Source organism: Campylobacter estrildidarum, assembly GCF_005406205.1.
In the GTDB taxonomy this organism is placed as follows: Bacteria; Campylobacterota; Campylobacteria; order Campylobacterales; family Campylobacteraceae; genus Campylobacter_D; species Campylobacter_D estrildidarum.
In genome coordinates this window covers 72,729-90,693 of sequence record NZ_NXLZ01000004.1, presented here as the reverse complement: position 1 = coordinate 90,693, position 17,965 = coordinate 72,729, and the positions used below count along the sequence as shown (strand labels likewise).

The window sequence follows — 17,965 nt, the reverse complement described above, 5'->3', positions numbered from 1 at the left end:
TTATCCTTGATAAGCTAAAACAATTTTTATATGTGAAATCTTATCTAAAAAACTTACTTTATTTTGACAAACTTCATAAAAAATTTCAAAATTTTCCGTTTTTAAATTCTGTTTAAATCCACAAGTTGTTTTTTGTAAATTTTTACCTTGCCATAAAGGTTTTGCATTTAAAATATCACTTAAAATATCATCATAATATTCATTTTTAAAAAATTTTTTATTGAAAATCTGTTTATCATAACACGCAATATTTAAGCAAATTTTGTCTTTAATTTTTAAATTAAAAAAAGCTTGACCCATTCTATAGACTTCTAAAATCAAAATTTGATTTTGCCTTTTCAAAAAACCAAAATCTCTCATTTTAAGAAAAGGAGAATTGATGATTATAGAAACACTTTGACTATGATAATTCTGATTTTTTACAGTACAAGCGTTGAAAAAAAATAATACCAAAAAGAAAACAAATATTTTTTTCAAATTTTACAATCCTTATTTTAGATTTTTAAAGCTAATATTTAATTCCAAATCAAGTTCACGAACAATTTTCATCACAGCTTGTAAATCATCAATTTGTTTAGCTACGACACGAATTTCATCTCCTCTAATTGAAGAATTGACCTTTAACTTACTCTCTTTTATAGCTTTATTAATTTTTTTAGCATTTTCACTATCTATACTATCGTTCGCTTTTAAATTTAAGTGAAACATAGCTCCGTTTTCACGAGAAAGTTCTTTAATAGCACTAGAATTAATACCTCTTTTAATGAGTTTAGAAATGACGATATCTTTTAAAACATCAAGCTTTGATTCACTAGAAGAGCTGAGCTTGAAGATATTATCTTTTTCATTAAATTGAATTTCAGTTTTAATGCCCTTTAAATCATACCTTGAGTCTAATTCTTTTTTCGCTTGCTCAAAAGCATTTTTAAGTTCTTGTTTATCAATTGCTGCAGAAATATCAAAACTATGTTCACTTGCCATTTTTTATCCATTCTTCAAGATTTTCATAAACCCTGCTCATTAAAGTATCGATAGCTTGTTGAGAAGCCCAAGCAACGTGAGGAGTAATAATGAGATTATCTTTATTTTTAATTTTTAAAAGCGGATGATTTTCTAACATAGGCTCTTTTTCTAACACATCAAGTCCGACTTTGATATTTTTTTCATCCATAATCTTGGCTAAATCTAATTCATTGATAATACCACCCCTGCCAACATTGATTAAAACTGCATCATTTTTCAATAATTCTAATTTTTCTAAGTGTAATAAATTCATAGTTTTATCATTTAATGGTGCATGAATACTTACAATATCGCAAGTTTTTAAAAGTTCATCTAATTCCAAATGATCAAATTCAGAATTTTTATTTGCCCCACTTGTAGAGTGATAATAAATTTTAGCTCCAAAAGCCTTAGAAATTTTAGCTACTTCTTTTCCTATAGATCCAAGTCCTATAATACCGTGTTTTTTACCTTCGATACTGGTTAAAATTCGACTAAAATCTGTAAAAATAGGACTTTTACACCATTTTCCATCTTTAACCCATTGATCATAATAAGGAATATGATTTAAAAAAGCAAAAATCAAAGCAAAAGTATGCTGTACCACACTCATCGTTGAGTATCCTGCAACGTTTTTCACTATGATATTTTTTTCTTTAGCATAATCAACATCGATATTATTTAATCCTGTCGCTGTTTCTAGTATGAGTTTAAGTTTAGAACATGCCTTAATAACCTCTTTATCAATAATCACCTTATTAGTCATTGCAACATCAGCATCTTTTAAACGATCAATAATTTGATCTTTATTTTGTGTTGTATCATAAAGTTTTATTTCGCCGAATTTTTCAAAAACACTAAAATCATATTTTCCTAAAGTTGCTGCGTCTAAACATACTAATTTCATTTTTCACTCCTTGATAACGTGTCCAACAAATTTTGAAGAATTATCGAGTATTAACCCACCTTTTCTAAACCCTAAACCACATCCTTCATAAGCAAAAAACACTCCAGCTTGATAATATTCATTTTCATACGAATTCAATTCTGTATATTCTTGATAAATGAATTTATTATTCTCATAAGGCCCTTCATTTTCTTTTAAAATTTCTTCGTTTTTAATGACACTTATATTTGCACCTTCTCTACCAAAAACTGGCTTTTTAACAAAATTTTTCCCGGTCAAAGGCTGATCTTTTGTTTCTAAAAGCAAAGGGTGATTTGGATAAAGCTCCCATAAAATTTTCATAATACCTTTTGATTGAAATAATAAAGTATAAGCAGGATTTAAAATAATCGCTTTTTGATTACGCATAATTTGCGTTAAAAGCATAGCAAGATCTCCTTCTTCTACAGCTATATCTTCCCAAGGAATCAATTTAAACCAATACTCATAATTGTTTCCGTCTTTAAAAATACCCTCTTCGCTAAATTCTACCTCATCTACATAAGAAAAATTAGTTTCAAACCCAGCTTCATTAGCAATATGAGCTAACAATTTTGTCGTGATTTCTTCTTCTTTACTTCCTGCTATACTTGAAAATAGAATTTTCCATCCCTGATAATAATTTTCAAATAAGCTAATATCATCATTGAGAGTGACCAATCTTTTAAAATTTTCCATCAAAGCTTCATAGATATTATTAAATTGATGACTCTCATCCATATTATTTTGCTTTAAAATTGCCCATTGTAAAATTGCGCTTTCAAAAAGCGATGTCGGAGTATCAGCGTTAAATTCTAAAAGCTTTATTGGTTTTCCATCAAGCCCCCCAGAAAAATCAAATCTCCCATACAAATGCCAATGAACATCATTTTCCCAGCTCATTTTAATAGCGTCTATAAGATTAAAAGGAATACCTAGTTCATCAAAACGATTATTATCAATTACATTTTGTGCAGCTGCTACAAACATATCATAGAGTTCGTTAGCTGCTTCATAATAAGCATTTGCTTCGCTTTCTTTAACACAAACCAATGTATCACTAATATAATCGCTTCCATCTTCATCGGTGTGCCAAGAAAAGCCTATTTTTTCCAAATAGTCTTTTTGAAGCCTATTAACTTTTAATAATCTCATACTTTATTCCTTTAAGATCCAAAACTAAATCCAGAACTTGTTTTAGACGATCCACTTTTAAAAAAACCTGATCTAGAAGAACTTGAAGTTTTACTTGTACTTGCTTTATTAAAACTATTAACACTTCTTTGATATGCACTTTGATTTGTAAAAGCGCTTCGTTGTTGATTGGCAAAATTTTGATTTCCAAAAAGCTTAGATCCTATCCAACTCCCTAAAATAGCACCAGCAGCACTTGCGAGCAAAGTTTCACCTAAGCTTAAACCACCACTACTAATTTGCCCGTTATTTTGAGTTAAGTTAGAAGTTCCATTATCGATTTTAGCCGCTTCTTCTTTTATAAGTGCGTCCATTTCTTCTTTACTTAAAATCCTTTCTGTGCCATTTAAGTCTTTTAATACCACCCTAGTTTCATCACTTGGATATTGATCTTTTATTTTGTATTGCCCAGGAGCAACCTCTTCTATAATAACAAAAGCACCTTTAGCATTTGCGGCCTGATTTAAAGTATCTGAATTATTGTCGCTACAAGCAACCAAAGCCCCACCAGCTACAGCTGCTAAACCACTAAGCATACCAATTTGAACAATCTTTTTAACTCTCTTCATAAATACAGCACTCCTAATAAATAATCAATAAATATTAATTCTAACAAAAAATAATAAATCCATTCTTTACATTAAATTTGGTTAAAAGATTAAATATTTTGATTTTTATTTGAAGCGTAAGGCGTATATAATTTAGAAATATTAATCAAAAGCCTTAAAAGGCTTTTGATTTTAAAGTCTTGATTCATATCGTCTAAGCATATAAAGTCTTTTAAGCATTTTTTTTCGTGCTGAAATTTTTTGCTTTTTACGAATTTCAGTCATAGGCTCAAAAAATCTTCTTGCTCTAACTTCAGTAACAACAAGATTTCTATCGACTTGTTTTTTAAATTTGCGATATGCCTCATCAAAAGACTCATTAGGATGCACCTTAATCCCTGGCACTATCCTCACCACCTTTCAAAAATTAAAAATTGTCTTAACAGCCTAAATACTGTTTAAACTTTAGATTATAAAATATTTATTATTAAAAATTTCTTATTAAAAAATAACTTAGAAAACATTTAAAGATTATTCTTAGTTTTTATGGATTATAATTGCATTAAATTATAAAAAACGGGGGAGGGGGATTAAATGCAAAATTTTATCACCAATTATACAAAAAAGCGCTATCTCGTTTATTCTATCGTTAGTATTATTGCATTTATTTTACCGTTCATAAAAATCAATGGGAATCATTTTTTTCTTTTGAGTTTTGATCACTCTAAATTGAATTTATTTTTTATTTCTTTTTCTACACAAGAATTTTATCTTATGCCTTTCATACTTATGCTCCTTTTTTTATCTATATTTTTTATCACTACTTTAGGCGGTAGAATTTGGTGTGCTTGGACCTGTCCACAAACTATTTTTAGGGTTATTTATAGGGATTTAATACAAACTAAAATCTTAAAGATTCGTAAAAATATTAACAATAAACAAAAAGAATACTCAGGGCAATACTTTAAAAAAACAATTGCTATTATTTTATTTTATTTTATTTCTATCATCACTATAAGTAATTTACTTTGGTATTTTGTTCCTCCAGAAGATTATTTTGAATATATAAAAAATCCTAATGAACATTTTCTTTTAATAGGGATCTTATTTTTCGCAAGTTTGCTTTTTACCTTAGATGTGACTTATTTAGCAGAAAAATTCTGCGTTTATATTTGTCCTTATGCTAGAGTACAATCAGTTATGTTTGATCGCGACACTATGCAAGTAATTTATGATGAAAAACGTGGTGGGGTTATTTTTGATGGAAAATTTAAACTTCATAAAAAACCGCCTCAAGGCGAATGTATAGGCTGTGAAGCTTGTGTCAGTGTATGTCCAACACATATCGACATAAGAGCGGGAATGCAACTTGAATGTATTAACTGTTTAGAATGTGCAGATGCTTGCTCTAAGATCCAAAATAAATTCAATCGTCCAAGTTTAATCAATTGGACAAGCGTAAAAGCTATAGAAACACGTGACAAAATCAAATATTTTCGTTTTAGAACTATTGCGTATTTTATAGTACTCTTGATCGTATTTACAGCCTTGATTATTATGGGCAGCAAAAAAGAATATATGCTTTTAAACATTAATCGTAGTAGCGAACTCTATCAAATTTCACATATAAATGATAAAGTAGAAATTTCAAATGCTTATACTTTTTTATTTCAAAACACAGACTCTAAGACACACGAATATTATTTTGAAGCAAAAATAGAAGGTATGGATAATAGTGTAGAAATTGTTCGTCCTAGCAAACCTTTTGTTTTAAAAGCTGGAGAGCAAGCTAAAAAAATCGTTGTGATTCGAGCCATTAAAAAACTCGTGAATGACGATCAAAAAGATATTATTTTTCCACTTCATATTAAAGCTTATACTAAGGATGATAACAAAATTACAATTTTTAGAAAAACAATCTTTGTTTATCCTAAAAGCACAGTTTTAAAGGAATACAATCAAAAATGAGTAAAACGATTTCAAAAAAGTCACTGACTCGAAAAAATAAGATAAAAAAAGTTGCTTGCGAGCTCTTTTTAAGTAATGGGTTTCAAGAAACCAATTTAAGTGATATAATAAAAATTTCAGGTGGTTCTTATACTAATATTTATGAAAATTTCCATGGCAAAGAAGGTTTGTTTTTTGAAATTTTAGATGACATTTGCAAAGAACATTCTAAACTAATCACTTCACAATTTCAAATTTTAGAAAATAAAAGCTTAAGGGAAAAATTAATTTCTTTTGGGCTTGCTTTTGTAAGTATTTATAATAAAAATAAAATGGTCGATATAGGCAAAATGGTATTTTCGCTAGTTTATGAAAAAAAGAATTTTCTTAAAAAATGGTTATCAAATAATCAGCAGTATTTTGCCTATAATATCTTAATTGATCTTTTTAAAAAACAAAAAAATAATTTTTTAGAACAAAATGCGTCAAAACTTGCAATTATTTTCTGTACTATGCTAAAAGAACCTTATTATAGTTTGAATGTTTTAGCTAATTTTCCTTTGATGGATGAAAAAGAACAAAAAGAGCATGTAGAATTTATTGTAGATATTTTCTTAAATGGCTTACAAAAATAAAATTTAAAAACTAAAAAATTTGGTTAACTAAGATTTATGATATAATAACATATATTTATTATTGTTTAAATTTTTGTAACTTCGATTACAAGAATTAATTTACAAAACAAACTATACAATAAAATAATTTTTAAGGTTAAAGTTATGAATGTATATAAAAAAAATATTTTTTTGATTATAAGTGTGATGTTTTTATTTTCTGCTTGTGATAAAAAAGAAACTCCAAAAATAATGCAAATGCCACCTCAACCTGTTAGTGTTATGAATGCTAAAGCTGAAAATTTACCTCTTGCTTTTACTTATCCAGCAAAACTTGTGAGTGATTATGATGTTATCATTAAACCGCAAGTTAGTGGAGTTATAAAAGATAAACTTTTTCAAGCTGGAGATTTGGTTAAAGAAGGGCAAACGCTTTTTATTATAGAGCAAGATAAATTTAAAGCTAATATGGATTCTGCCTATGGAAAAACCTTAATGGCTAAAGCAAATTTTGAAAATATTAGCAAAGATTATGATCGATCAAAAATTCTTTTTAAAAAAGGTGCAATTTCAAAAAAAGAATATGATAATGCTTTGGCAAATTTCAACAATGCAAAGGCTAATCTAACAAGTGCTAGAGCCGATTTTGAAAATATGAAAATTGATCTAGAGCACACAGAAATTAAAGCTCCTTTTGATGGAGTTGTAGGTGATGCTTTAATCAACATAGGCGATTATGTAAGTGCTTCTTCAACTGATCTTGTAAGAGTTACAAATTTAAATCAAATTTATGCAGAATTCTACATTTCAGATACTGATAAACTTGATATCATTCGTAATACTCAAGATGGCAAATGGGATTTAGATAACATTCATGCGACTTTAAATCTTAATGGGCAAAAATTTAAAGGAAAACTCTATTTTATAGATTCTGTAGTCGATTCAGATAGTGGTACAGTTAAAGCAAAAGCAATTTTTGATAATAACAATTCCCTACTTTTACCAGGAACCTTTGCTACAATCACTTCTGAAGGTTTTATCCAAAAGAATGGTTTTAAAATTCCACAAAGTGCTATAAAACAAGATCAAAGTGGAGCTTATGTTTATACAGTAGTTGGTGGTAAAGCTACACAAACCTCAATACATATTAACTATCAAACCAATGAATATGCTATAGTCGACTCTGGAATTAAAGAAAACGATAAAATTATTTTAGACAATTTTAAAAAGATTCACGCTGGATCTAGTGTTCAAGAAATTGGGAGTAAATAATGTTTTCTAAGTTTTTTATAGAAAGACCAATATTTGCTTCCGTTGTTGCAATTATTATTTCAATTTCTGGGATTATTGGTTTAGTTAATTTGCCTATAGAACAATATCCTTCTTTAACCCCTCCCACTGTTCAAGTAAGTGCTACATATACAGGAGCAGACGCACAAACTATTGCATCAACTGTTGCTACTCCGATCGAAGATGCGATTAATGGCGTTGATAATATGATCTATATGGATTCTACTAGTTCTTCAGGTCAAATGAAACTTACAGTTTATTTTGATATAGGAACCGATCCTGATCAAGCAACAGTAAATGTAAATAATAGAATTTCAGCTGCTACTGCAAAACTTCCAGAAGCTGTAAAAAAACTTGGAGTCACTGTAAGAAAATCTTCTTCTTCTATACTTGAAGTCATTTCGATTTATTCTGAAAATAATTCAATGAGTGATATAGATATATTTAACTATACCACTTTAAATATTTTAGATGAATTAAAAAGAATTCCAGGTGTTGGAGATGCTTCAGCAATAGGTGGCAAAAACTATTCTATGAGAATTTGGCTCAAGCCTGATTTACTTAATAAATTTAATGTCACTGCAAGTGATGTTATTAGTGCAGTTAATGAGCAAAATACACAATATGCAACAGGAAAAATCGGTGAAGAACCATTAACCAATAAATCTCCACAAGTTCTTTCCATAACAATGCAAGGAAGATTGCAAAGTCCTAAGGAATTTGAAAATATCATTTTAAGAGTCAATAAAGATGGATCCTTTTTAAGAATTAAAGATGTAGCTAATGTAGAAATAGGATCTCAAGAGTATCGTTCAACTGGGCGTTTAGGTACAAAAACAGCTGTTCCTATTATTGTCAACTTACAATCAGGTGCTAATGCAGTTAATACAGCAAAACTTATAAGTCAAAGACTAGAAGAACTTTCAAAGAAATTTCCTGAAGGATTAAAATATGATGTTCCTTTTGATACAACAATCTTTGTAAAAGCTTCTATTAAAGAAGTCGTTAAAACTTTTTTTGAAGCATTAATTTTAGTTCTTATTGTTATGTATCTTTTCTTAAAAAATTTCAAATCAACTATTATACCAATGATTGCAGTTCCTGTTTCTTTATTAGGAACTTTTGCGATACTTTATTTGCTTGGTTTTAGTATCAACCTTTTAACGCTTTTTGCACTTGTGTTAGCTATTGGTATAGTTGTTGATGATGCAATTATAGTCGTTGAAAATATTGATAGGATTATGCACACAAATCCTGATATTTCAGTTAAAGATGCAGCAATTCAAGCTATGAATGAAGTAAGCTCTCCGGTTGTTTCTATTGTTCTTGTTCTTTGTGCCGTATTTATACCCGTTTCTTTTATTTCGGGATTTGTAGGAGAAATTCAAAAACAATTTGCCTTAACTTTGGCTATTTCTGTAGCTATTTCAGGATTTGTCGCACTCACCTTGACTCCTTCTTTGTCTGCACTTTTTTTAACAAGAAATGAATCCAAACCTTTTTATTTTGTTCAAAAATTTAATGACTTTTTTGACTGGAGTACTTCGATATTTACCACAGGTGTAGCTTATATATTAAAAAGAACTATACGATTTGTATTGATTTTTTGCATTATGTTAGGTTCGATTTTTTATCTTTATAGAATCGTTCCTAGTTCTCTTGTTCCATCGGAAGATCAAGGTATTATTATGAGTGTTATTAATTTGCCTTCCGGAGATTCTATACACAAAACGATTGAAAAGATTGATAGTATAAATAAAAATATAGCTCAAATTAAAGAAATTGAATCAGGTATTTCGCTTGTAGGATATGATCTTTTTACAAGCTCTTTAAAAGAAAACGCAGCGGCAATGTTTTTAAAGCTTAAAGATTGGAATGAAAGAGATTTAAGCTCAAATCAAATTATCGGTGGTTTATTTAAACAATATGCTATGGATAGAGATGCACAAATTTATTTTTTAAATCCTCCTCCGATTCCTGGACTTAGTTTAACTGGTGGTTTTGAAATGTATGCTCAAAATAAGAGTGGTAAAAGTTATGATGAAATCCAACAAGATGTTAATAAATTATTAGAAGTAGCAAGAACAAGAAAAGAACTTTCTAATGTAAGAACTACTCTTGATACAAGTTTTCCACAATATAAACTTATTATTGATCGAGACAAAATGAAATATTTTAATCTCAATATGCAAGATGTTTTTAATACCATTAGTGCAACAATAGGGACTTATTATGTTAATGATTTTCCTATGTTAGGAAAAAATTTCCAAGTAAATATTCGTGCTTTAGGAGACTTTAGAAACACTCAAGATGCATTAAGAAATATCTTTGTAAGATCAAGTGATGGAAAAATGATACCTCTTAATTCTTTTTTAACTTTAGTTAGAAGTGCTGGTCCTGATGATGTTAAAAGATTTAATCTTTTTCCATCTGCTCTTATACAAGGAGATCCTGCGCCAGGTTATACTTCAGGACAAGCTATTGATACAATCTCTGAAGTGGCTAAAGAAACTTTAGGAGATGAGTATTCTATTGCTTGGTCGGGTTCATCTTATCAAGAGGTTACTTCAAAAGGAACGGCAGGGTATGCCTTTACTTTAGGAATGATTTTTGTATTTTTAATTCTAGCGGCGCAATATGAAAGATGGCTTATTCCACTTGCTGTTGTGACAGCAGTTCCTTTCGCAATATTTGGCTCCTTTCTTTTGGTTGCTATTAGAGGATTTGACAATGATATATATTTCCAAACTGGACTCTTATTGCTCATTGGTCTATCCGCAAAAAATGCAATTTTAATGATTGAATTTGCTATGGAAGAGCATCTAAAAAAAGGAAAAAATGTTTTTGATGCAGCTATAAGTGCTGCGAAATTAAGATTTAGGCCTATTATTATGACCTCCTTGGCATTTACCTTTGGTGTTTTGCCAATGATTTTTGCTCATGGGGCCGGAAGTGCTTCGCGTCATGCACTAGGAACAGGCCTTATAGGAGGAATGATTGCTGCTTCAACTTTAGCAATCTTTTTTGTTCCATTATTTTTCTACCTTTTAGAAAATTTAAGTATTTGGATTGATAAAAAAAGAGGTAAAAGACATGAATAAAATTATTTCAACGAGTGTTATCATAAATCTTGGATTATTGATTTCATCTTGCTCTTTAAGTCCAAATTTAGATATTCCAGAAGCAAGCTATACTCTAGATAACAAATTTGGTGCTTTATCTTGGGAAAAAGAAAATAATTCTACGCTTTCTAAAGAATGGTGGAAAAATTTTGATGATGAAAATTTAAACAAAATCATCAATCTTGCTTTAAAAAACAATGATGATTTAAAGATTGCTTATGTGCATATGGAAGAAGCTGCGGCTCAGCTTGGTATTGATTTTAGTAATTTGCTTCCAAAATTAGATGCTAGTGCAAGCGCTTCAAGAGCTAAAACTCCTATTAATTCTCCATCCAATAAAAGCAATCAATTTGCGTATGGAAATGATTTTAAAGCTGGTTTAAATTTAAGTTATGAAATAGATCTTTGGGGAAAATATCGTGATGCTTATTTTGCTTCAAGCTCATCATTTAAAGCTAGTAAATATGATTATGAGGCTGCGAGACTTTCTGTGATATCTAATACCATTCAAACTTATTTTAATCTTGTTAATGCCTATGAAAACGAAAACGCATTCAAACAAGCCTATGAAGCGGCAAAAGAAATTTATGATATCAATAATGAAAAATTTCAAGTAGGGGCAACTGGAGAATATGAGTTAGCGCAAGCTAAAGCGAATTTAGAAAGTATTGCTTTACAATACAACCAAGCGCAACTCGATAAAGAAAATTATTTAAAAGCTTTAAAAATTTTAACCTCAAATGATTTAAATGATATACTTTACAAAGAACAAGAATATCAAGCTTTCAAATTTAAAGAATTTGAAATTCCAACAGGGATATCAAGTGCAATTTTATTACAACGTCCAGACATCAGCTCTTCTTTAGAAAAACTTACTCAGCAAAATTATCTTATTGGGGTTGCGCGTTCAGCTTTTTTACCTAGTCTTTCTTTAACTGGACTTTTAGGTTTTGAAAGTGCTGATTTGGATACTTTAGTTAAAAATGGTTCTAAAACTTGGAATATAGGTGGTAATTTTTTAATGCCAATTTTTCATTGGGGAGAAATAAACGATAGTGTAAATTTAGCCAAGCTAAGCAAAGATGAAGCGTTTATAAACTATGAAAATACTTTAAAAACAGCATTTGGAGAAATTCGTTATGCTTTAATTGCTAGAAAAACTACACGTTTGCAATATGATAATGCGCAATCAAGCGAACAGGCTTATAAAAAAATTTATGAAATTGCACAAGAACGCTATAATATAGGCGAAATGTCCTTGCAAGATTATTTAGAAGCACGTAAAAATTGGCTCAATGCTCAAGTAAGTTTTAATAATACAAAATACGCTTATGCGAATTCTATAGTCAATGTTATAAAAGCCTTTGGCGGAGGTTTTGATCAAAATATGATCTCAGATGAGCAAATAGAAGAAGATTCCAAAAACTTAGATAAATCCTTCAAGGAATAATCTAGTTTAAATAAAAAATTTAAACTAGAAATCCTTTTCTAAATCTGAATTTGTAATTTCATAAGCCTTATAAACGGCTGGTAATATCTTTCTTATAGCATAATCATAATGATAAAATAGTTTATAAACTTCCTCAGCATTTAAATCTTTTGCATTTTTAAAATCAAATACTTCAGTATTATGTATTTTTTTAATATTTTTGTCAAAAAAAGAATAAAATTCTGATCTTTTTTGAAATAAAGCATTCAAATTTCCAACTATTTCTGATTTTTCCATCTTATTCCCCTAAGATTTATTTTTATATAAATAAAAAAATTTACCATTAATTTAGTAAAAATTTGATAAAGTTCTTTATTTAATTTATATACTAGGTTATTAGATGAATTTATTTCAAAATTTGGCTTTAAAATACTCTCATACAATGATGGAAAAATCTTTGCAAAAAGGTTTCAATGTTGAACTCTTAAAAAAACCGAGAGAAAAAACTCCAAAAAATGACAAAAGCTATATGCTTTACGCTCATATACCTTTTTGCCATACATTTTGTCCTTATTGTAGTTTTCATAAGTATTATTATGATGAAAATTTAGCTAAAGCATATTTTGAAAATTTAAGAAAAGAGATTCTTTTAATAAAAGAACAGGGTTTTAATTTTACTTCTATGTATGTAGGTGGTGGGACAACTCTTATTCATGAAGAAGAGCTTTTAAAAACTTTAGAACTTTGTAAAAAACTTTTTGACATAAAAGAAATTTCTTGCGAAACAGATCCAAATCACATAAATCCCGAAAAACTTTCAATGTTTAAAGGTGTAATAGATCGATTAAGTTGCGGAGTTCAAAGTTTTAATGATGATATTTTAAAAAAAGTAGCAAGGTATAATAAATTTGGATCTTCTCAAATACTTCAAGAAAAAATTTCTAAAGCTGTAAATATTTTGCCTATTTTTAGTATAGATTTGATATTTAATCTTCCAGGACAAACTATAGAGCAGCTTTTAAATGATTTAACAATAGCAAAAAATTTAGCTCCTCAGCAAATTACAACCTATCCTTTAATGAAATCTGGACTTACCAAAGACAACATAGCTAAAAGTTTGGGAGTAAGTATAAAAGATAATGAATTTGAATTCTATCAAATCATACGTGGTTTTTTTAAAGATTATCAACAAAATAATGGTTGGAGCTTTTCCTTAGAAAAAAATACATTTAATGATGAATATGTTAGTTCTCATCACGAATATTTAGGCGTTGGAAGTGGTGCTTTTAGTTTTTTAGATGGAGAACTTTTAATCAATGCCTTTGACTTAAATGACTATGCAAGACTTATAAAAGAAAAACAAAACGCTAACATTGCTAAAGCAAGTTTTGATAAAAAAGAAATTATAAAATATGTCTTTTTAACTGAAATTTTTGCAGGAAAAATTGATATCGATCGGTTTAATAAAACAATAAAATGCGACCTTGAAAAAGATCTTTTTATCGAACTTTTAGGTCTTAAAGCAAGTGGAGCTATTAAAAAAGAGGGAAAATTTTTATTTACGAGCGAATTTGGACAATATCTTTTTGTTGTTTTAATGAAAGATTTTTATACAGGAATGGATCTTGTACGTGCAGTATTTAGAGATAATAAACGTATAAAAAATAAAGATTTTATTGATATTATGAAAGAAGATGTCAATCCGCTTGATCCCGCTAGTATGGAGTTCAAAGTAAATTAAAATGGTCGAACAACCATCATTAAAGCAATTATAATAAACATAATTGTCGGAAATTCGTTATAAATTCTAAAATATGTTCCATTTTTTGTGTAAATATCCTTAGATAAAGATCTTAAGCAAAAATAATTATGTATATGAAAAAGAATTAAAAGTGTTACACAGGTAAGTTTTATATGCATATAAGCTGTCCCAGTCATTAAAATCTCTTTATGGGCGTGTAACATTAAACTACCTGTGATTAAAGTTGCAATCATTGCAGGATTTTGTATGGCAAAATAAAGTTTTCTTTCCTGAATTTTTACAACTTCAACAAAACCTTTATTTTCTTTATGTTCAGTATGATATACAAAAAGTCTTGGTAAATAAAAAAGCCCAGCCATCCAAGAAACAAAAGCTAAATAATGGATCCATTTGATCCAAAAATAATACTCATTAATCCATTCAGTCATTTTTTACTCCTTTTTTTATAAAAATCTCTTGGACTAAAATCAATGCGACACTAATATTTATCATAACATCAGCCACATTAAAAATAGCAAAATTAAACCATTTATGCCAAAAAAACATATCTACAACTCCTCCGTGCATAAAGCGATCTAGCAAATTAGAACACCCTGCTCCTAACATCATACCAAAAGCTATAATATGATCTTTTAAAAATTTTTTTTGCCATAAAAGATAAATTGAAAGTATTAATATAAATGTTAGATGAAAGTATTTTAAATATTCATCTAAAAAACTAAACATTGAAAAAGCAACACCTGTATTTAAAGCAAAAGTAAAATCAATATATTCACTTTGCCATCTAAAACCTTTTAAAGTTAAAATTTTAACCCATTGATCTAAAATCAATACAGAAATAAAGCAAAAAATAAAAACTGATATAACTTTTATTCTTTTAACCATTTAAAGCTTTCTTGAAAAAATTTGCAACATTTTTCATTTCTTTTTCTAAAAATTTGCTGTCTTTAGATTCAAGTAAAAGTCTAATCAAATTTTCAGTTCCAGAATAACGAAACAAATAATTGATATTTTTACTTTCTAAATCTTTTTTTAATTCCTTTAAGCCTTTAATTTCTTCTAAATCTTTTTTTTCTGAAATTTTTAAATTTGTTAGAAGTTGAGGATAAGGTTTGATTTGACCTAAAATCATACTTGCAGTTTTCTTCTTTGAAAGCATCAAAGCACTAAATTGTAAAGCAGCTATAAGTCCATCTCCAGTTTTAGCATAATCACTAAAAATAATATGTCCGCTTTGTTCTCCACCGAAATTACCACCAATTGATCTTAATTTCTCAAGAACATATTTATCTCCAACACTGCAAGTTTCAAGTGAAATTTTGTGTTTATTTAAAAATTCTCTTAAAGCTCCATTACTCATGATTGTCGCTACAACACTTGAATTTAATTTACCCTGCTCTTTCAAATAAAGTGCCAACACACCTAATAAACTATCACCATGTGCCACTTCGCCTTTTTCATCAACAACAACTAAGCGATCAGCATCTCCATCGAAAGCAAAACCGACATCTGCACGGAATTTCACTACTTCAGTTGCCAAATTTGAAGGATGTAAAGCTCCACAATTTTCATTAATATTAAGTCCATTTGGCTTATCATTAATAACTATCACTTCTGCTCCAAGCTCTCTAAAAACAGTTGGTGCTACTTTATAAGCTGCCCCATGCGCCACATCTAAAACAACACGTAATGATTTTAAAGTCAAATCTTTTGGAAAGGAATTTTTGATTGAAACAATATAACGCCCTATAACATCATCAATTCTTTTAGCTTGCCCTATTTTGTCCATATTTATTTTAGAATCTTGTATAAGCTTATCATCAAAATAAATTTCTTCAATTTTTTTTTCTATATCCTCATTAAGCTTATTTCCATGTGCATCAAAAAATTTAATACCATTATCATAATAAGGATTATGAGATGCCGAAATCATTATACCAGCATCACAACGCATATCTTCTGTTAAAAAAGCAATTGCGGGAGTTGGCATAGGTCCAATTTGGATTACATTATAACCTATAGAAGTTAAACCCGAAACAATAGCATTTTCTATCATATAGCCACTTCGTCTAGTATCCTTACCTACTAAAATATTATTTGTAATACTTTTATCCTTAAAATAAATTCCCGCAGCCATAGCTAAACGCATTGCCAAAAAGCTATCTAAAAATTCTCCAGCTTTTCCTCTTACGCCATCGGTTCCAAAAAGTTTCATCACTAAAAGCCTTTCATTTAAAGAAATGTCTCTAAGAAATTATAACAAAGCTAAGATAAAGAAATTTAAACAAAGTCTTAAAAAATAAGTTGACTTCTATTTTTTATTCTGCTATTAATCTAAACAAAAAAATATATTTTAATTTTATATTTGGATTTTTTTTCTATAATAATATCAATTTAAAAGTATTTATTAAAGTAAGGTTTATAAAAAATTATGGAAAATTTAATTATTTATGCCATAGCTTATTGTTTAGGATCGGTTCCTTTTGGTTTAATTTTAGCAAAAATATTTGCAAACGTTAATATTCAAAATCAAGGATCTAAAAATATAGGTGCAACCAATGTTTTAAGGGTTGTAAAGCAATACAACCCTATATTGGCCAAAAAACTTGCCATTGTAACAGTAATTTTAGATTTTGCAAAAGCTGCACTACCTTTACTTGTATTAAAATTTTTAAATTATGATCTTAATTTACTTTGGAGTGTTGCTGTATTGGCTGTATTAGGACATTGTTATTCTATTTATTTATTTTTTGAAGGAGGAAAAGGCATAGCAACAGGTGCAGGAGCTATGATAGTACTTTTACCTTTGGAAGTGATTACAGCTTTTATTATCTGGTTTGTTGTAGGTAAAGTTTTTAAAATTTCTTCTTTAGCATCACTATTAGCCTTATTAACTTTTATTATAAGTTCTTTTATTTTTAATTACAATATGGAAATTATAAACACACATGCGCCTGTATTCATTATAGCTTTTATTATTTTTTATAAGCATATCCCAAATATCAAACGGTTAATTTTTAAAGAAGAATGCAAAGTCATATAAATGTAAAAATGCATTTTAAATGTATTATTGGAATTTTAAATTTTGAGCGCAAGAAAAAACAAAAAATTTGTGTTAAACTTAAGGCTAAAGCGAATGATTTTTTAGACTATGCAAAAGTTTCAAGGAAAATTAAAAAAATATACAAAAAAGAAAAATTTTTTACCTTGGAAGAATCTTTAGATTTTGTATGCGAAAAACTTCATTCTAAATTCCCTCAAATCAATTACTTAAAAATTGCAACTTTTAAGCCAAAAATAATAAAAAACGGTAGGGTTGGGGTAAAATTAAAAAAAAGATATTAATTTTTTTAAAGATATCTAAACATTTACTTAAACTATGTTATAATTTTTAAAATTTTCTTATTAAGAAGGATAAAACAATGAGAATTTTAGTCATAGAGGATGAAATTAGTCTTAATAAATCCATTATAGATAATCTTAATGAATTTGGTTACCAAACAGATTCATCAGAAAATTTTAAAGATGGAGAATATTTTATTGGTATAAGACACTATGATTTAGTATTAGCAAGCTGGAATTTATCAGATGGTGATGGCGTAGAACTTATCAATATTGTCAAACAAAAATCTCCTAGAACTTCAATAGTAATTATATCTTCAAAAGCAGATAAAGATACAGAAATCAAAGCATTAAAAGCAGGTGCAGATGATTTTATCAAAAAACCTTTAGATTTTGATATTTTATTGGCGAGAATTGAAACAAGATTAAGGCTTGGTGGAACAAATGTTATTAAAATTGAAGATTTAATCATTGATCCTGATGAAGAAAAAATTACCTATAAAGATCAAGATATAGAGTTAAAAGGGAAACCTTTTGAGGTTTTAACTCATTTAGCAAGACATTCTGATCAAATTGTCTCAAAAGAACAACTTTTAGATGCTATTTGGGAAGAACCTGAACTTGTAACTCCAAATGTTATTGAAGTAGCAATTAATCAAATACGTCAAAAAATGGACAAACCTTTAAATATCTCTACAATAGAAACGGTACGTCGTAGAGGATATCGCTTTTGCTTTCCTAAAAAATCTTAATTTTTTTGCACCTTTTTTGGTGCAAAAATTATTTTTAT

19 protein-coding genes are annotated in these 17,965 nt (G+C 28.6%); 9 read left to right on the top strand and 10 right to left on the bottom strand.

What is annotated here, in order from left to right; genetic code table 11:
- The 6 genes from CQA69_RS03430 to rpsU form a co-directional block, all read right to left on the bottom strand.
- The gene (locus CQA69_RS03430; protein ID WP_137620431.1) at positions 1 to 477 is read right to left on the bottom strand and encodes a hypothetical protein; all 477 of its coding nucleotides are present in this window, start codon (positions 475 to 477) and stop codon (positions 1 to 3) included.
- A 12-nt stretch (positions 478 to 489) separates the two neighbouring features.
- The gene (locus tag CQA69_RS03425; RefSeq protein ID WP_137620430.1) at positions 490 to 981 is read right to left on the bottom strand and encodes a YajQ family cyclic di-GMP-binding protein; all 492 of its coding nucleotides are present in this window, start codon (positions 979 to 981) and stop codon (positions 490 to 492) included.
- Entirely contained in the window at positions 971 to 1,909 is a 939-nt protein-coding gene (locus CQA69_RS03420) for a D-2-hydroxyacid dehydrogenase (RefSeq protein ID WP_137620429.1), read from the bottom strand. The genes CQA69_RS03425 and CQA69_RS03420 overlap by 11 nt, the downstream gene beginning before the upstream one ends.
- Before the next feature lie 3 nt (positions 1,910 to 1,912).
- Positions 1,913 to 3,082 (bottom strand): glutathionylspermidine synthase family protein, encoded by a 1,170-nt coding sequence (locus CQA69_RS03415; RefSeq protein ID WP_137620428.1) that lies wholly within the window; start codon positions 3,080 to 3,082, stop codon positions 1,913 to 1,915.
- Positions 3,083 to 3,093: 11 nt separating this feature from the next.
- Positions 3,094 to 3,690 (bottom strand): UPF0323 family lipoprotein, encoded by a 597-nt coding sequence (locus tag CQA69_RS03410; protein WP_137620427.1) that lies wholly within the window; start codon positions 3,688 to 3,690, stop codon positions 3,094 to 3,096.
- Between the two features lie 171 nt (positions 3,691 to 3,861).
- Positions 3,862 to 4,074: a 30S ribosomal protein S21 gene (rpsU, locus tag CQA69_RS03405; protein WP_002780697.1), complete on the bottom strand. Its 213-nt coding sequence runs from the start codon at positions 4,072 to 4,074 to the stop codon at positions 3,862 to 3,864.
- A gap of 189 nt (positions 4,075 to 4,263) precedes the next feature.
- On the opposite strand from rpsU, the gene ccoG reads away from it, so the two are divergent.
- The 5 genes from ccoG to CQA69_RS03380 all read left to right on the top strand — a co-directional run bounded on the left by ccoG (position 4,264) and on the right by CQA69_RS03380 (position 12,092).
- Positions 4,264 to 5,637 (top strand): cytochrome c oxidase accessory protein CcoG, encoded by a 1,374-nt coding sequence (gene ccoG, locus CQA69_RS03400; protein WP_137620426.1) that lies wholly within the window; start codon positions 4,264 to 4,266, stop codon positions 5,635 to 5,637.
- The gene (locus CQA69_RS03395; RefSeq protein ID WP_137620425.1) at positions 5,634 to 6,251 is read left to right on the top strand and encodes a TetR/AcrR family transcriptional regulator; all 618 of its coding nucleotides are present in this window, start codon (positions 5,634 to 5,636) and stop codon (positions 6,249 to 6,251) included. Before ccoG ends, CQA69_RS03395 begins: the two co-directional genes overlap by 4 nt.
- Positions 6,252 to 6,395: 144 nt before the next feature.
- Positions 6,396 to 7,502, top strand: coding sequence for an efflux RND transporter periplasmic adaptor subunit (locus CQA69_RS03390; RefSeq protein WP_137620424.1), 1,107 nt, complete (start codon positions 6,396 to 6,398; stop codon positions 7,500 to 7,502).
- Positions 7,502 to 10,621 carry an efflux RND transporter permease subunit gene (locus CQA69_RS03385; protein ID WP_137620423.1) on the top strand — a complete coding sequence of 1,040 codons (3,120 nt, stop codon included), beginning with the start codon at positions 7,502 to 7,504 and terminating at the stop codon, positions 10,619 to 10,621. Before CQA69_RS03390 ends, CQA69_RS03385 begins: the two co-directional genes overlap by 1 nt.
- Positions 10,614 to 12,092 carry an efflux transporter outer membrane subunit gene (locus CQA69_RS03380; protein WP_137620422.1) on the top strand — a complete coding sequence of 493 codons (1,479 nt, stop codon included), beginning with the start codon at positions 10,614 to 10,616 and terminating at the stop codon, positions 12,090 to 12,092. Before CQA69_RS03385 ends, CQA69_RS03380 begins: the two co-directional genes overlap by 8 nt.
- 24 nt (positions 12,093 to 12,116) lie before the next feature.
- On the opposite strand, the gene cmeU is transcribed toward CQA69_RS03380, so the two are convergent.
- Positions 12,117 to 12,368 carry a CmeU family protein gene (gene cmeU, locus CQA69_RS03375; protein ID WP_137620421.1) on the bottom strand — a complete coding sequence of 84 codons (252 nt, stop codon included), beginning with the start codon at positions 12,366 to 12,368 and terminating at the stop codon, positions 12,117 to 12,119.
- A 103-nt stretch (positions 12,369 to 12,471) separates the two neighbouring features.
- Here cmeU and CQA69_RS03370 point away from each other — a divergent pair, with 103 nt between their 5' ends.
- On the top strand, positions 12,472 to 13,812 hold the full coding sequence (locus CQA69_RS03370; protein ID WP_137620420.1) for a coproporphyrinogen III oxidase family protein: 1,341 nt from the start codon (positions 12,472 to 12,474) through the stop codon (positions 13,810 to 13,812).
- On the opposite strand, the gene hemJ is transcribed toward CQA69_RS03370, so the two are convergent.
- Genes hemJ through glmM form a run of 3 tightly spaced genes read right to left on the bottom strand, consistent with a single transcriptional unit; the run spans position 13,809 to position 16,048 of the window.
- Positions 13,809 to 14,261, bottom strand: coding sequence for a protoporphyrinogen oxidase HemJ (gene hemJ, locus CQA69_RS03365; RefSeq protein WP_137620419.1), 453 nt, complete (start codon positions 14,259 to 14,261; stop codon positions 13,809 to 13,811). The genes CQA69_RS03370 and hemJ overlap by 4 nt on opposite strands.
- Positions 14,254 to 14,718 carry a signal peptidase II gene (gene lspA / locus CQA69_RS03360; protein ID WP_137620418.1) on the bottom strand — a complete coding sequence of 155 codons (465 nt, stop codon included), beginning with the start codon at positions 14,716 to 14,718 and terminating at the stop codon, positions 14,254 to 14,256. Before lspA ends, hemJ begins: the two co-directional genes overlap by 8 nt.
- Positions 14,711 to 16,048, bottom strand: coding sequence for a phosphoglucosamine mutase (gene glmM, locus CQA69_RS03355; protein WP_137620417.1), 1,338 nt, complete (start codon positions 16,046 to 16,048; stop codon positions 14,711 to 14,713). Before glmM ends, lspA begins: the two co-directional genes overlap by 8 nt.
- A 216-nt stretch (positions 16,049 to 16,264) precedes the next feature.
- Here glmM and plsY point away from each other — a divergent pair, with 216 nt between their 5' ends.
- The 3 genes from plsY to hsrA all read left to right on the top strand — a co-directional run bounded on the left by plsY (position 16,265) and on the right by hsrA (position 17,927).
- Positions 16,265 to 16,876: a glycerol-3-phosphate 1-O-acyltransferase PlsY gene (gene plsY / locus CQA69_RS03350; protein ID WP_137620416.1), complete on the top strand. Its 612-nt coding sequence runs from the start codon at positions 16,265 to 16,267 to the stop codon at positions 16,874 to 16,876.
- On the top strand, positions 16,861 to 17,178 hold the full coding sequence (locus tag CQA69_RS03345; protein WP_137620415.1) for a dihydroneopterin aldolase: 318 nt from the start codon (positions 16,861 to 16,863) through the stop codon (positions 17,176 to 17,178). The genes plsY and CQA69_RS03345 overlap by 16 nt, the downstream gene beginning before the upstream one ends.
- Before the next feature lie 77 nt (positions 17,179 to 17,255).
- On the top strand, positions 17,256 to 17,927 hold the full coding sequence (gene hsrA / locus CQA69_RS03340) for a homeostatic response regulator transcription factor HsrA (RefSeq protein ID WP_137620414.1): 672 nt from the start codon (positions 17,256 to 17,258) through the stop codon (positions 17,925 to 17,927).
- The last annotated feature ends 38 nt before the right edge of the window (positions 17,928 to 17,965 follow it).